At 41.4% G+C, this 15,466-nt stretch carries 9 protein-coding genes; 7 read left to right on the top strand and 2 right to left on the bottom strand.

Features of this window, described 5'->3' with window-relative positions; genetic code table 11:
• Positions 1-206: 206 nt before the first annotated feature.
• Entirely contained in the window at positions 207-2,231 is a 2,025-nt protein-coding gene (locus Q0A12_RS14215; RefSeq protein ID WP_291293284.1) for a urocanate hydratase, read from the bottom strand.
• A gap of 215 nt (positions 2,232-2,446) precedes the next feature.
• Here Q0A12_RS14215 and hutI point away from each other — a divergent pair, with 215 nt between their 5' ends.
• Both hutI and Q0A12_RS14205 read left to right on the top strand, forming a co-directional pair.
• A complete protein-coding gene (gene hutI / locus Q0A12_RS14210; RefSeq protein WP_291293283.1) occupies positions 2,447-3,712 on the top strand; it encodes an imidazolonepropionase in 1,266 nt (421 codons plus the stop codon).
• Positions 3,713-3,889: 177 nt separating this feature from the next.
• Complete coding sequence (locus tag Q0A12_RS14205) at positions 3,890-6,937, top strand: AAA family ATPase (RefSeq protein WP_291293282.1); 3,048 nt, start codon at positions 3,890-3,892, stop codon at positions 6,935-6,937.
• Between the two features lie 133 nt (positions 6,938-7,070).
• On the opposite strand, the gene glmL is transcribed toward Q0A12_RS14205, so the two are convergent.
• On the bottom strand, positions 7,071-8,462 hold the full coding sequence (glmL, locus tag Q0A12_RS14200; protein WP_291293281.1) for a methylaspartate mutase accessory protein GlmL: 1,392 nt from the start codon (positions 8,460-8,462) through the stop codon (positions 7,071-7,073).
• A 624-nt stretch (positions 8,463-9,086) separates the two neighbouring features.
• Here glmL and ftcD point away from each other — a divergent pair.
• From ftcD to hutH, 5 genes are all read left to right on the top strand, one after another.
• The gene (gene ftcD, locus Q0A12_RS14195) at positions 9,087-9,986 is read left to right on the top strand and encodes a glutamate formimidoyltransferase (protein ID WP_291293280.1); all 900 of its coding nucleotides are present in this window, start codon (positions 9,087-9,089) and stop codon (positions 9,984-9,986) included.
• A gap of 13 nt (positions 9,987-9,999) precedes the next feature.
• Positions 10,000-10,626, top strand: coding sequence for a cyclodeaminase/cyclohydrolase family protein (locus Q0A12_RS14190; RefSeq protein ID WP_291293279.1), 627 nt, complete (start codon positions 10,000-10,002; stop codon positions 10,624-10,626).
• 37 nt (positions 10,627-10,663) lie between these two features.
• Positions 10,664-12,331: a formate--tetrahydrofolate ligase gene (locus tag Q0A12_RS14185; RefSeq protein ID WP_291293278.1), complete on the top strand. Its 1,668-nt coding sequence runs from the start codon at positions 10,664-10,666 to the stop codon at positions 12,329-12,331.
• A 120-nt stretch (positions 12,332-12,451) separates the two neighbouring features.
• Entirely contained in the window at positions 12,452-13,816 is a 1,365-nt protein-coding gene (locus Q0A12_RS14180) for an APC family permease (protein WP_291293277.1), read from the top strand.
• A gap of 54 nt (positions 13,817-13,870) precedes the next feature.
• On the top strand, positions 13,871-15,454 hold the full coding sequence (gene hutH, locus Q0A12_RS14175) for a histidine ammonia-lyase (protein ID WP_291293276.1): 1,584 nt from the start codon (positions 13,871-13,873) through the stop codon (positions 15,452-15,454).
• Positions 15,455-15,466 lie beyond the last annotated feature (12 nt).

Raw genomic sequence — 15,466 nt, 5'->3', positions numbered from 1 at the left:
CGGAGGTAAGGAGAAAATCTTTGGAAATTTTGGTGAAGGGTAGCTAGACCACCCATCCATTTCCGCTGTAAAAAATGCGCTTTAAAGACAAGCATCAAAAAGCGAGTATCAAAAAGCAAGCATTAAGAAACAAGCATTATGCAAGATTATCCTCCGGATAGTTCATTGACTGCAGGTATAGTTCGGATAAAGAAGCTGCAACTCTTTTAAGCAAACAGGGAATTGATTGCAGTGTCGATCCGATTTTGGTCTGCTAGATAAGGAATCGTGATGTGGTCAGTCCCTTGATTCATCTTGTTGTATTCAATAGATGTTTCAATCGCATGATCGTTTCGAGCCCAGCTTCTGCGAGCCACACCGCCCATCGTATCCCAAGCAATCGCTGATTTGATGATTTCATCGACTTGTTCTGAGCCATCTAAAACGAGGCCAAACCCACCATTGATCGATTTGCCAATACCGACACCGCCACCGTTATGCAGTGCAATCAATGACATTCCTCTAGCCGCATTGCCGGCGTAACATTGAGTAGCCATATCGGCACAGACATTACTTCCATCTTTGATATTGGAAGTTTCCCGGAAAGGAGAGTCTGTTCCAGAGACATCATGGTGATCACGTCCTAGCATTACTGGCCCGATTTTTCCTTCTCGGACTAATTCATTAAATTTCAGTGCGATATTCACGCGCCCGCTGCAGTCCTGGTATAAGATTCGCGCTTGTGTGCCAACCACCAGTTGATTTTTTTCGGCATCTCGAATCCAGTTGTAGTTGTCTCGGTCCTGATAGCGGCGATTGGGATCAATTACTTCCATTGCGGCATGATCAGTTGCCACCAAGTCTTCGTGCTTTCCACTTAAGCAAACCCAGCGAAATGGACCATAGCCATAATCAAAGAGCATTGGGCCCATGATATCTTCGACATAGGAAGGCCAGATGAAGCCATCTTTGTCATCAACGCCATTTTTTGAGATTTCTTTGATACCGGAATCATAGATTGCTTTCATGAAAGAATTTCCATAATCAAAGAAATAGGTGCCTTTAGCAACAAGTGACTTGATCACGTGGTAGTGGCGTTTCAATGTGTCATCCACCAGCTGATGAAACTTGCCACTGTCTGTCGCCAGTAGATTCGTTCTTTCTTCAAAGGTGATGCCAGCAGGGCAATAGCCACCGGTATACACGTTATGACAAGATGTTTGATCAGATAACAAGTCAACTTTGATATTGTTTTGGTCAACGTACTCCAATAAATCGACAATATTGCCGTGATAGGCGATTGACGTTTTTTCTTTTTGGTTTAAATAGTTTCTGGCAATAGTGATTGCTTCTTCAGGGGTTTCGGCAAGGTTAGAAATCCAGCCTTGTTCTAATCGGGTATCGATTCGAGATCGATCCACTTCCGCAATAATCGCCACTGCATTGGCAATTTCTCCCGCCTTCCCTTGGGCACCAGACATCCCTCCAAGTCCTGAGGAAATAAACAATTTTCCAGCCAAATCGCCATCATCCGAAATACCGAGTTTCAAACGTCCCGCATTCAGAAGGGTATTAAAGGTCCCATGAACGATTCCTTGGGGACCGATGTACATCCAACCGCCAGCGGTCATTTGTCCATAGTTTGTCACGCCCATTTCTTCGGCAATCTCCCAGTCATCTATATTGTCGTATTCCCCAACTAATAAGCCATTGGTGATAATCACACGAGGAGCATCTTTTTTTGATTTGAAAAGGCCTAGCGGATGCCCAGACTCAATCACCAAGGTTTGTTCTTCAGTCATGATCTCAAGGTATTTTTTAATCAAGTGGTATTGCATCCAATTGGAACAAACTTGACCGGTTTCTCCATAGGTTACTAATTCATAGGGATAAAGGGCCACAGCAAAATCGAGGTTATTATCGATCATGACTTGCATCGCTTTTGCAGCCGTACACTTGCCTTTGTAGGCATCGATCGGTTTACCATAGATTCTTTCTTTAGGGTACCAGCGATAACCGTAAATCCGTCCGCGGGTTTTTAACTCTTCTAGAAATTCTGGGATCACGGTTTCATGGTATTTTGGATGAATATAACGTAATGCATTTTTTAACGCCAGTTCAGTCTGTTCTTTTGTGAGCCGGAAGCCGCGGTCAGGTGCCCGGCGAATTCCTTCTTGGAAAATAGTTTTTTCAGGTAAAAAGTCATCTAACTTAACTGTCATCGCTTGTTCGATGTCCTTTAATTGAATCATTAATGCTTCCTCCTTATGCGTCTATTAATGGTGAATGAATGAAATAATCTCAAGTCGGTTACAATGCCAAGTGTATGTAAGCGGTGTCAACAAAACGTCTATCTCGATCTTTTTTTTTTGAAACAGTGAGAAATTGCCGGAGTGGATTCCTTTGACTCTTGAGAGACTATTTTTTTTATACTGAAAATAGGACTACGATGCAGAGGAGAATAACAATGAAAGCAGACAAGATTTTAACGAATTTCAGTCAAATTTTTTGCCCCATTGATCGGGGAGAACCATTAAGAGGAGCACAAATGAATGAGGCAACCATCATCAATGATGGCTACATTGCAATCAAAGAAGGGAAGATTTTACAAATCGGTACAGGGCAGCCGAGCCAAGACCTGATTGATGAAAAAACGAAAATCGTTGATTACACCGGAAAATTGGCTTCACCAGGGTTGATTGATTGCCACACACATCTCGTGTATGGAGGCAGCCGAGAGCATGAGTTTGCTAAAAAGTTAAATGGTGTTCCTTACTTAGAGATTTTAGCTGAAGGTGGCGGCATTTTAAGTACCATGAATGCGACGAGGGAAGCTTCTTTTGCCACACTGTACCAAAAATCGGCAGCGCTATTGGATCAGATGCTAATCCATGGTGTAACAACCGTCGAAGCTAAAAGCGGTTATGGATTGAACTGGGAAACCGAAAAAAAACAATTAGAAGTCGCAAAGAAATTAAACTGCGATCATGCAATCGATATTGTTTCCACGTTTATGGGGGCCCATGCGATTCCAATTGAATACCAAGGCCGCTCTGGCGCGTTTATTGATTTGATCATTGCTGATATGCTTCCTAAAGTAAAAGCAGCCAACTTGGCCGAATTTTGCGATGTCTTTTGTGAAGAAGGGGTTTTCTCTGCTGAAGAGTCGTATCGATTATTAAAAGCTGCCAAAGAAATGGGATTCAAATTACGGATTCATGCAGATGAGATTGCCTCAATTGGGGGAGTAGATGTAGCGGCTCAGCTAGGTGCTGTAAGTGCCGAGCACTTAATGATGATCACAGATGAAGGCATCAAGAAGTTGAGTGCAGCAAAGGTTATTGGAAATTTGTTGCCTGCAACCACCTTTAGCCTCATGGAAGATACCTATGCACCTGCTAGAAAAATGATTGACAACGGCATGGCCATTACTCTAACGACAGATAGTAACCCTGGAAGTTGCCCGACAGCCAACCTTCAGTTTATTATGCAGTTAGGGTGCTTTATGCAAAAATTAACGCCGATCCAAGTCTTTAATGCAGTTACGATCAATGCCGCTTATGCGATTGATCGGGGAGGAGCAGTAGGCAGCTTAGATAAAGGAAAAGTTGCGGATATTACGATCTTTGATGCGCCAAATATCGATTTTCCATTGTATTTCTTTGCAACGAATTTGGTGACACACGTATACAAAGCTGGAAATCTAGTTGTTTCCCACCGTCAACTTGTTTAGAAAAAGGATTTCAGAGATCTTTTAAAAGAAAACTCTCCGATTCTAGTGATAGAGTTAGAGAGTTTTTCTTTTGTAAGAATAAGCGGTACTTTTATGGAAGCGGTATCTTCATGGAGGTGCTTGCTTTAAAATAAAGAGTAGAAATTTGAAAGCAAAAAATTGAAAGAAGGAGCAGTGATGAAGCATACCTTATCATTTGAATTATTAGGAACACCCACAATCAAAGTGGATGGGGAAACGAAAATTTTTTCTTTCTCAAAAATCAATGCATTACTGTATTATATGGTAATCAATCAACCAATCAGTCGCGATGAGATCGCCGGGATTTTATGGCCGAGCAAAGATGAAAAAAGTGCCAAAAAGAATTTGCGGAATACGATTTATCAAGCCAATCGTGCATTAGGCGGAGAATTTATTGTTTCCCCAAACAAATCGATTTTGACGTTTAATTCCGATTTGATCGTAGAAAGTGACACCTATTTGTTTGAAAAAGATACGACTCATTTGGAAATCTACCGTGATGAGTTTTTGAAAGGGTTTTATCTGAAGGATTCGGATTTGTTTGATGCTTGGCTGACGAAGATGCGTAATCTTTATGAACATCAATTCATCGAAAGCTGTTATCAAAAAGTGGCAGAGGATATTTCCTTTCATGCGGTAGCGGATGTAGAAAAAAATATTCGCAAATTGATTGCCATTGATGAATTTGATGAGCGCAATTACCAATTATTGATGCGGTTTTATATTGACAATCAGCGTAATGGGAAGGCGATTGAAACTTATTATGAACTGGCAGAAATACTAAGAATCGAGCTAGGTATTGAACCAAGTGAAGAAACAAAACAGTTGTATCAAAAAACACTGCAGATGGCCAATCAAAAACAGCAAACAAGACAAAAAAAACGCGCGAATCATTTTTATGGTCGAGCCAACGAAGTGGAGCGACTGGAGTTGAACTTGGCGAATTTAAAGCAAAAAAAACCTTTTCAGTCGGTCTTAGTCACAGGCGATTTGGGTGTGGGAAAATCTTCCTTGTGTCAATTAGTCTTAGACAATATCCAATACCCTCATGAATTATTCCAAGTAAGTTGTTATAAAGCGGAACAAGAACACTGTTTGCGTCCGTGGCGTGAATTGTTGCAGCAGATCATTCAACTATTACAAAAAGAAGCGTTGATCGAGGTCGATCGTTGGCAGCAAATCTTTAGTCAACACTTTCCATTTTTTAGTAATTTAAAAGCACAACAATTACCTGAGGCCATCGATTCTTCTCAGTTGAATATCCTTGCACAATGCATATCGGAGGCATTACAACGACTGGGGAAGATAAAACCTGTCGTCCTCTTTATCGAGAATCTTCAATGGATGGACCAAACAAGCATCAAATTATTGACTAGCTTGATTTTGCATAATCCCCATCGGGACGTCATTTTTATTATGACATTGCAGCTAGGCTATCGCAAAGAAATCCATGATTTGATCGCAAGTGTTCGCTACTACGAAAAGATCATCACATTAGAACTATTGCCATTTAAAGATTTTGAAGTCAGAGCTTTTTGTGAGAAGCAACTGCCGGATTATCCTTTTCAGGCCACTACATTGGATTTTATTATGCGGGAATCAGCTGGGGTGCCTTTATACATTCGGGAATACTTAGATCAATTGCAAGAGAGCGATACATTGGAAATCATCACGCCAAAAATGAGGGACGAGCTGAGTCTGCAATTTGTAAATTTAACGCCACTAGAATCTGACTTGATTAACTTGATTTCTTTCTTCCAGAAAATCGCTCCTATGAGTATCTTAGTTGAGCTGATTGAAGGAGAAAAATCGGAGGTGTATCAAGCACTTGACCGTTTGATCAAGCAAGGATTAATTAGTGAAAATGTGTATCTCGATGAAGTCTGTTTTCGTTTTAAGCATAAAAAGATGCAACAATATATCTACGCGCAACAATCAGATATGAAATTGCGCGTGATCCATGAAAAAATTGCTGTTTTATTAGAACAGAAATTATCAGAAGCCAATGAGGATGGCGAATTACTGGCAGCAATTGGGTATCATTACCGTCATGCCCATCAGGAATTGAAATCATTAGATTATGAATTGTCCCATCATCAACTGTTTTTGCGCATTCAGCACGAACTCTTTCCAATTTATCATCAAGAGCCTTTGTCATCACGTGAATCTCTCCGAGGCAAAGACCGCAATGAATTGGAAAAATTCAAAGAAATAGGCGCTAGACTCAAGGAGATTGAGGGACAATATGCAGAAGATAGGACCTACCAATTGCTGTTGGTCAAATTTCTTTACCTTGAGGGACGCTTTTTTATCAATTCTGGCGATTATCAGCGAGGCATTGAAAACATTCAGCGAGTGATCGTGAAAGCCAAAGATTTTCATCTAACCACCTATTTGTTGCGAGGGTATCGGCAAATGATTTATTACTATATCCAAACCGATAATGCGACGGATATGGCCCATTACATTGATTTGGCAATGGAAGTAGCTATTAGTGCCAACAACAATGAATCGATTGGGATTTTATTGCGATTGAAAGGCTTGTATCACTTGATGATCGGCGATTTGGATCAAGCAGAGTCTTTGATCAAAGAGTCCATCACTATTTTTAATATTGCCAATCGCTTTGATGAAAAGTATAACAGTAACATTGCTGCTGCTTATGATTATCTAGCAGAAATCCAGCGATTGCGTTCCAACTATGAACAGTCGATCAAACTACAGCAAAAAGCCATCAACCTATGTGAAGGTCACGATTTAGTCACCAGTTCCGCTATCTTTTATGTGGATATGGGGATTACGTTGTATGCGAAAAAAGATTATGATCAGGCGGAAAGCTATTTTCTTAAAGCAAATGACTATTTTGAAGTGACAACGTCACTTTGGAAAAGGGTGCAGTTAAATGCTTATCTCGCACTCATCTATCTTCACAAACAAGCCTATGAAAAAGTCGTCGCGTTTATTGAGAAAACGAGCTACTATCAAAATCAATTAGCCAATCCGCGAGATAGTGGCCTTGTTTATTTTATTAAAGCTCTGGTAAAAGAAAAGTGTCTGACCGAATCGATCGATAATCGACAACTGAGCCATTTGGTTAATGAAGAGGTCTCTTATTATTTGACAAAAGCAATGGAAAATCTCAGTCCATATCGCGATCGTTATGAGCTGCAAGTCTTAAAAGAAACTTTTCAGGTGGAAGGATAAACGAACACAAAAAAAGGACTGTGCTATAAGTCATCATCCAACAAGTTAAACCGAATCTTATTCTATTGCAATGATAGATACTGTTCGGATAGTGTTACTTGTCGAAAGCTTATGGCACAGCCCCTTTTTGTCGCTATGTGTTGAGGCGGCAAAGTTTCTTTTTCAAAATAGTCAATGCTGCTTCGGGATAATGTTGACTCAATAAGCCCATCGCTGACAAAAGGTAGTCTTGGTCAATAATTATTTGTGGAGCGACTGGTAGTAAAGTATCGGTGGAGAGGCTATCTGATTTGAATAGGTCTTCAGGCGATGGACTGTGAATGATCACACCTCCCGTACCAATGATCGTTTGGAAATGTTGCAGATCCTTTCCTTGCTGGTAGTAGATGGTACGATTTGGCGTGTATTCTTTTCTTCTCTTCCCAGCATGTCGCTTCAATGCAATCGCCGTCGCCGATTGGGCGAGAAATTGATCGATTTGGCGTTCTTCTTGTGTTTGCGGTACATAGTTTGGATGGCTCCTTCGATACGTGCAAGCTTCTTGGAGGCTGCTCTGCTTCCAAGCGGGCAATGACTGGATTTGCTGAGAATTTTCTAATAGGCTTTCTAGCAAGCTTACGGCAGACGACCGCATCCCCAAATCTCCCTCTACGGTTCGCTTCAAATACGGTTCTTCCAATCCTTCAAAGAAAACATTTTCTGCTTGAGGTAACCCATAGCCGACAGAATGAATATCTGTGGTGGCACCTCCAATATCTACAACGACTAATTCCCCCAGCCCTTTGATGGTTTTTGTTCCCTCTTTTAACAACTTTGCCGCCGCTAAGACAGCTGTAGGGGTAGGTATGATTGGTGCATTGGTGTGGGCCGCAACTTGCTGGATGCCTTTGGAGTGAATGATTTTTTCCAGGAAAACTTCTTGAGCTATTTTTCTGACCGGGATGGGATTGAGTTTGTTAACTTCAGGCATCACGTTTTCGGTAAAGTAAGTGTTTTTTCGTCCTTGTAAGATACTAGCCAATGTTCCATAAGTGTCTTCGTTCCCAGCAACGATCAGGGCAATTTGAGGCGGAAGCTGTGCAAGAAGTTGGGCATTGTGGCAGATGATTTCTTGATTCCCGCCATTGCTTCCCCCTGATAACAAGACAACATCTGGCTTTTGCTGCTGGATGTCTTTCAATTGCGCAGGTGTCAGCCGATAACAGTAAGTTTGAAGAATCCGGCTGCCTGCACCTAGAGCCGCGCGCTTGGCTGCTTCGAGTGTCAAGCTTTTTGTTAATCCGATGGCGATCATTTTAAAGCCACCCCATGCAGAAGAACAGAAGTATTCTTCTAGATTGACTTGTTCAGACAATTTTTGTGCTTGAAGGAGGGCTTTTTTTCCTTCTGTGTAGCATAGCTGCAACCCTGCTTGATTACTGGTGGGCAGTTGTGTGGTATGGAGGATCGTCATGGCATTGGGATCGACCAATGTCAATTTTGTAAATGTACTACCAAAATCAATCAATAAAACAAGTTTTTTCATTATAACACCTCTTTATCTAAGATCGTTTTTCCAAAATTTCATCAAAATGAGAAGCATAAAAATTATTTTTTTCTAATGTATATGTATAAAAAACGAAACCCACCGACTATTAAACGTCAAAAAAAATCTCAAGGATTTTTTTGCGTCTGATCACAAGTGCCTCTTTTTGCGAGGGGCTATGGGTGCCAAAAAAACACCGGGCAAAAGGAAACAAGAGGGGGAAAGAAAGATAGCAGGTTGCATTTAAGTAAAAAAGGATTTGATGGCTATCTTGTTTTTTTTCAAAGCCTTCTGATAGATTGTCCTTATTTTAAAAAAGACAGTCAAAAAAAGGTCAAATAAAATAATATGTAAAAAAATGATCCAGTCAATGGAAATGAATTATCAAAAAAAAACACTGTTTTCAATTATGAAAAAATTATTAAAAGGTCTATTTAGCGCGATTTGCAACCGGTTTAAAAGAGTGTTAAGCTGATTCCGGTGAATGAAAGCGGTGTCAAAATGTATGGAAAATACCGGGGGTGTCGAAATAAAAATAACAATTATTTTAGTAGTTTTTGAATAGTAAAAGAACAAATCAACTTTAGCCTTAACGTTTAGAACAAAGAGAAGGAGTGGTAGATCATGGCAAAACTAATTGAATGTATTCCGAATTTCAGCGAAGGGAGAAATCAAGCCGTTATTGATGGTTTAGTAAAGATTGCTAAGAATGTCAAAGGGGTCACATTACTCGATCATTCCTCTGATTCTTCCCATAACCGCAGTGTCTTTACCCTAGTTGGCGATGAAGAAGGAATTCAAGAAGTCGTATTTCAACTAGTGAAGTTTGCGAGTGAGAAGATTGATATGACAAAACATCAAGGGGAGCATCCGCGGATGGGCGCAACCGATGTCGTTCCATTTGTACCGATCAAAGATGTCACCGTAGAAGAGTGCATTGCGATTTCTAAGAAAGTGGCTCAACGGATCAATGAAGAGTTGCAGATCCCCATCTTCCTGTATGAAGATTCTGCTACCAAACCGGAACGGAAAAATTTAGCGAAAATTCGTAAAGGGCAATTTGAGAAGATGCCAGAAAAATTATTGGAAGAAGAATGGCTGCCAGATTATGGGGAACGTAAAATTCATCCAACAGCTGGGGTAACCGCGGTTGGGGCGAGAATGCCGTTGGTGGCCTTCAATGTGAATTTGGACACAGACAATATTGAGATTGCCAATAAAATCGCTAAGATCGTTCGTGGTTCTTCTGGAGGATGGAAATATTGTAAAGGGATCGGTGTAATGCTAGAAGATCGTCAGATTGCGCAAGTTTCCATGAACATGGTCAATTTTGAAAAGACACCATTGTATCGAGTTTTTGAAACGATTCGCTTTGAAGCCAAGCGTTACGGTGTATCCATCATCGGTAGTGAAGTGATTGGATTGACACCAGCAAAAGCATTGATCGATTGTGCAGAGTATTATTTACAAATTGAAGACTTCAACTATGAGAAACAAGTTTTTGAGAACCATTTACTGAACTAACAGGGGGATTGTTATGAAACTCATCGAGATGCAACTGGAAGCCTTCGTTTCTGTCTTAGGTTCGGATGCGCCGGCTCCAGGGGGCGGTTCTGCTTCAGCACTAGCAGCGGCACAAGGGATCGCTTTGACAAAAATGGTAACAGAACTCACTATCGGCAAAAAAAAGTACGCAGCTTTTGAAGATGACATGCAACTGCTGCATGAAAAAGCGCAAAGGTTACAAGACGAGTTGCTTGCGGCAATTGATGAAGATACAGAAGCTTTCAATCAAGTCTCTGCTGTCTTTGCATTACCAAAAACAACGGAAGCAGAAAAAAAGGCACGCCGTGAGGCCATGCAGCAGGCGTTAAAAGGCGCCGCCACTACACCATTTTCTATGATGGAGAAAATAATCGCTGCGTTAAAAGTCACACAGGCTGCTGTTGGCAAATCAAATACCAATGCCGCCAGTGATTTGGGGGTAGCTGCATTGAATTTAAAAGCGGCTTTACAAGGGGCCTGGTTGAATGTCCGGATTAATCTTTCAAGTATTAACGACGAAACGTTTGTTTATCAGCACAACAAAACTGGCGAAGCAATGGTCAAAGAAGGCAATGAAATCGCTGATGGCATTTACCAGCAAATACTTGAATCATTGTAATCCCTTAAACTGATTGATGGAAAGGAAGTTTATAGACATGGTCTTATCTGATATTGAAATTGCAAATTCTGTCACCATGAAACCAATCGAAGAAATTGCTGAATCGATTGGGATCGACAAAGAAAATCTGTCTCTTTATGGAAAGTATAAAGCGAAAATCAATCATATTGAGGCATTGGATGGGAAAGATAATGGGAAATTGATTCTAGTAACTGCTATTACACCGACACCGGCAGGAGAAGGGAAGACGACCACTTCGGTAGGTCTAGTGGATGCCTTGAGCGCCATTGGGAAAAAAGCTGTGATTGCATTACGAGAACCATCATTAGGACCTGTATTTGGGGTCAAAGGTGGCGCTGCCGGTGGTGGTTATGCTCAAGTAGTGCCAATGGAGGATATCAACTTACATTTTACTGGTGATTTTCATGCCATTGGTGCCGCCAACAATCTATTAGCAGCTTTACTAGATAATCATATTCACCAAGGAAATACGCTGCAAATTGATTCTCGCAGAATTACTTGGAAACGTGTGGTGGATATGAATGATCGGCAACTTCGTCACATTGTCGATGGGTTACAAGGACGAGTAAATGGCGTGCCTCGTGAAGATGGATATGATATCACAGTCGCATCTGAAATCATGGCCATTCTATGTTTAGCCAACGATATCGCTGATCTGAAAAACAAATTAAGGAAAATCATCGTTGCCTATAATTATGCGGGAGAGCCGGTGACTGCCGGTGACTTAAAAGCTGAAGGGGCAATGGCTGCGTTATTAAAAGAAGCGATCCAACCAAATATCGTTCAAACATTGGAGCACGCACCTGCCTTTATCCATGGAGGGCCATTTGCCAATATCGCACATGGCTGCAATAGTGTGTTGGCGACGAAGCTTGCCTTAAAATATGCAGATTATGCCGTTACCGAAGCTGGCTTTGGGGCCGACTTAGGTGCCGAAAAATTTATCGACATCAAATGTCGGCTGGCAAATCTCAGACCGGATGCAGTTGTCTTGGTTGCAACGATTCGTGCGTTAAAAATGCATGGGGGGGTGAAAAAAAGTGATTTAGGCGAAGAAAATGTTGCTGCTGTAATTGCTGGACTACCTAATTTGGCAAAACACTTGCAAAACATCAAGGAAGTTTATGGCATGCCGGTTGTTGTAGCTATCAACAAGTTTCCAACGGATACCGAAGCAGAATTAGCTGCGGTTGAGGAAGCTTGCAAAAAAATGGCTGTTGCAGTTGTTCTATCTGATGTGTGGGGAAAAGGAAGTGCCGGCGGTAAAGAGCTAGCACAAAAAGTGGTGGCGTTAGCCGAAGAGCCGAATCAGTTTAGCTACGTGTATGATTTAGACGATTCGATTGAAGAAAAACTAAATAAAATCGTACAAAAAATATATGGCGGAACCGGAGTCGAACTCGCACCAAGTGCGAAAAAAGAGTTAAAAGAATTGGAGCGTTTAGGCTTTGGCAATTATCCAATCTGTATGGCAAAAACACAATACTCATTTTCAGATGATGCCTCATTACTAGGAGCGCCAACAGATTTTACCGTAACGATCCGCAATCTGAAAGTATCTGCTGGAGCTGGCTTTATTGTTGCACTTACAGGTGCGGTCATGACGATGCCGGGATTACCAAAATCTCCCGCAGCGGAAAGAATTGATGTGGATGACAAAGGAAATATCACTGGCTTATTCTAGCAAACAAAAAAAGTTTCACAAGGAGATAGCAGGGAATCTCCTTGTGAAATCCCTGATAGAGCCATTTCACTGAAGAAAGTTGACCATGAAAATCATTAAAAAAAGAAGAGGTGAAATTTTATGTCGAAAGACGTGCAAGTATCAGAAATAGCTGAACTTGAAGCAATCGATTCAGCTGAACTAGCGAAGAATGAGAACGCGAAGTTTAGCCTTAGTGGCGCGACGTTATATGGAATCAATGCCGTAATTGGTTCAGGGATCTTTCTTTTACCGCGAACGATTTACCAAGATTTGGGACCGGCTTCTCTTGTTGCCATGCTGTTAGATGTAGTTTTGGTGTTGATGTTAGCCGTTTGTTTTGCTGAAGTCGCCGGATATTTCAATAAAAACGGTGGGGCTTTCCAATATTCCAAAACAGCGTTTGGTGACTTTATTGGATTTAATGTGGGGGTGCTGGGCTGGTTCGTGACAATTATCGCATGGGCCGCAATGGCTGCCGGCTTTGCTAAATTGCTGATCCAAACCTTCCCGGCGTTAGAAGGACAGAATACATTGATTAGCATTTGTTTGGTTATTTTCTTATCTGTGATTAATAGCATGGGGATCAAGACGTCAAAAATTTTCACGATCGTTATTACTGTTGCTAAATTGATTCCAATTATTGCATTTACATTGATTGCTATTTTTTTCATTAAAAACGGAATCAATCAGGGCAACTTTACCCCGTTTCTGCAGTTGAATCCTGATATGACTTTATCTAAAGCCATGGCTTCGACGTCTCTTACCGTCTTTTATGCGTTTATCGGGTTTGAAGCATTGCCTGTCGTCGCTGGAGAAATGCGGAATGCCAAAAAAAATGTGCCAAAAGCGATTATTGGCTCTATAAGTATTGTTTCGTTGCTTTATTTTATGATTATTGCAGGAACGATTGCCATGCTTGGAACAGGAATTTTACAAAGCAATGCGCCCGTTCAAGATGCTTTTGTGGAAATGATTGGACCAGCTGGAAAATGGATTATTTCAATCGGGGCCTTGATCTCAATTGCTGGCTTAAATATGGGGGATTCTCTGATGATTCCGCGATATGGAGCTTCAATCGCGGATGAGGGATTGCTGCCCAAAGTGATTGCTAAAAAAAATAATAAAAAAGCACCGATCGTTGCGATTATTTTTTCTGGTTTACTAACCATTGCTTTTTTGCTAAGCGGCTCATTTGAACAATTAGCGGAACTGTCCGTCGTCTTTCGTTTCTTCCAGTACATTCCCACAGCATTAGCTGTGATTTGGTTGAGAAAAAAAGACATGGAAAATGTGCCTGCTTTCAGGTTGCCTTTTGGTCCAGTCATTCCTATCATCTCCATCATTGTAAGTATTTGGATGGTGGCGGCGGCCAACCCGATCAACTTGATCGCTGGCGTTATCGGAGTGATAGTCGCTAGTATTTTGTATCTAATCTTAAATAATAAATCAAAGCAAGTGAACTAGAAGGCTAAGGTAGACAAATTACAGGGATCTTATAGAAAAGTGGGGAATGAAACGATGAAGATGTTAACGAAAGAACAAACACAACCTTTGAACCATAATCAAGAAACGATTATTTTGGATGGCGCAAGTCTAACCTTAGAAGATGTGGTGGCTGTCGCTCGTAATAATCGCCAATGTGCCATCGCCGAAAGTGCCAAAGAAGCAGTCAGAAAATCACGTGAAATCGTCGATAAAATTGTAGAAGAACGCCGTGTTGTCTATGGGATCAATACGGGATTTGGTTCCCTTTGCAACGTGAGTATCTCAAAAGAGGACACTGTACAATTACAAGAAAACTTGATTCGTACCCATTCAACTGGTTACGGCGAGCCTTTTTCAGAAGAAATCGTCCGAGCCATTATGTTGATTCGGATCAATTCGCTGATCAAAGGGTATTCGGGCATTCGTTTAAGTACAGTCGAAGCGTTGCTAGCAATGTTGAATGCAGGTGTCCATCCCCATATTCCTGAAAAAGGCTCATTAGGGGCATCGGGTGATTTAGCACCATTAGCCCATATGGTTTTACCATTGCTAGGATTGGGCAAGGCTTATTACAAAGGCACATTGTACTCTGGCAAAGAAGCGATGGAAAAAGCCGGTCTGAAAATGATTCAATTAAGTGCCAAAGAAGGATTAGCTTTTATCAATGGCACAACGGTTTTAAATGCAGTGGGGGCATTGGCGACGTATGATGCGATCCAATTAGTGAAGCTGTCAGACATTGCAGGGGCACTTTCTTTAGAAGTTCATGACGGAATTTCTAGTCCTTTCAATGAAGACCTTCATACGATTCGTCCGCAAAGCGGCCAGCTGGCAACCGCCCGTAATATTCGGCGTTTAACTGAAAACAGCCACTATATTACCGAAGCAACTCCGGATCACGTACAAGACCCTTACACGTTACGCTGTATTCCGCAAATTCATGGGGCTAGTAAAGACTCGATTGCCTATGTAAAAGAAAAAGTGGAAATCGAGATTAATGCCGTTACGGATAATCCCATCATTACCCGCGCTGGGGAAGTAATCTCTGGCGGGAATTTTCACGGCGAACCTTTGGCACAACCCTTTGATTTCTTAGGCATTGCTGCTGCCGAAATTGGCAATGTATCTGAACGGCGTGTCGAGCGCTTGGTGAATCATCAATTAAGCAACCTGCCTTCTTTCTTAGTGAAGCATCCGGGATTGAATTCAGGTTTTATGATCACACAATACGCGTGTGCGGCCCTGGTTTCAGAAAATAAGATTTTGGCCCATCCAGCTAGTGTCGATTCCATTCCATCCTGCGAAAATCAAGAAGATTTTGTCAGCATGGGGACGATTGCTGCCCGGACAGCTTTAGAAATCGTCCAAAATTCACGGCGAGTGGTTGCCACAGAAATCATGGCTGCTTGCCAAGCTTTAGACATCAAAGGTTATCAGTCCGGTCTTGGTAAAGGGACAAAAGCAGCTTACCAAGCCTTCCGCCGCCACGTGGATTTTATTGCTCATGATAAAGACATCGAAATGTATGATGAATTAAACAAAGCAACAATGGTTTTAGAAGACAGTGAATTCCTAAAAGAAATTGAGAAACAAGTGACATTGGATCTGCAATTTTAAAAGGATAGTCTC

Origin of the sequence: Enterococcus sp. (assembly GCF_022711995.1) — a bacterium.
Classification (GTDB): domain Bacteria; phylum Bacillota; class Bacilli; order Lactobacillales; family Enterococcaceae; genus Enterococcus_D.
This window is presented reverse-complemented; position numbering and strand designations above follow the sequence as displayed.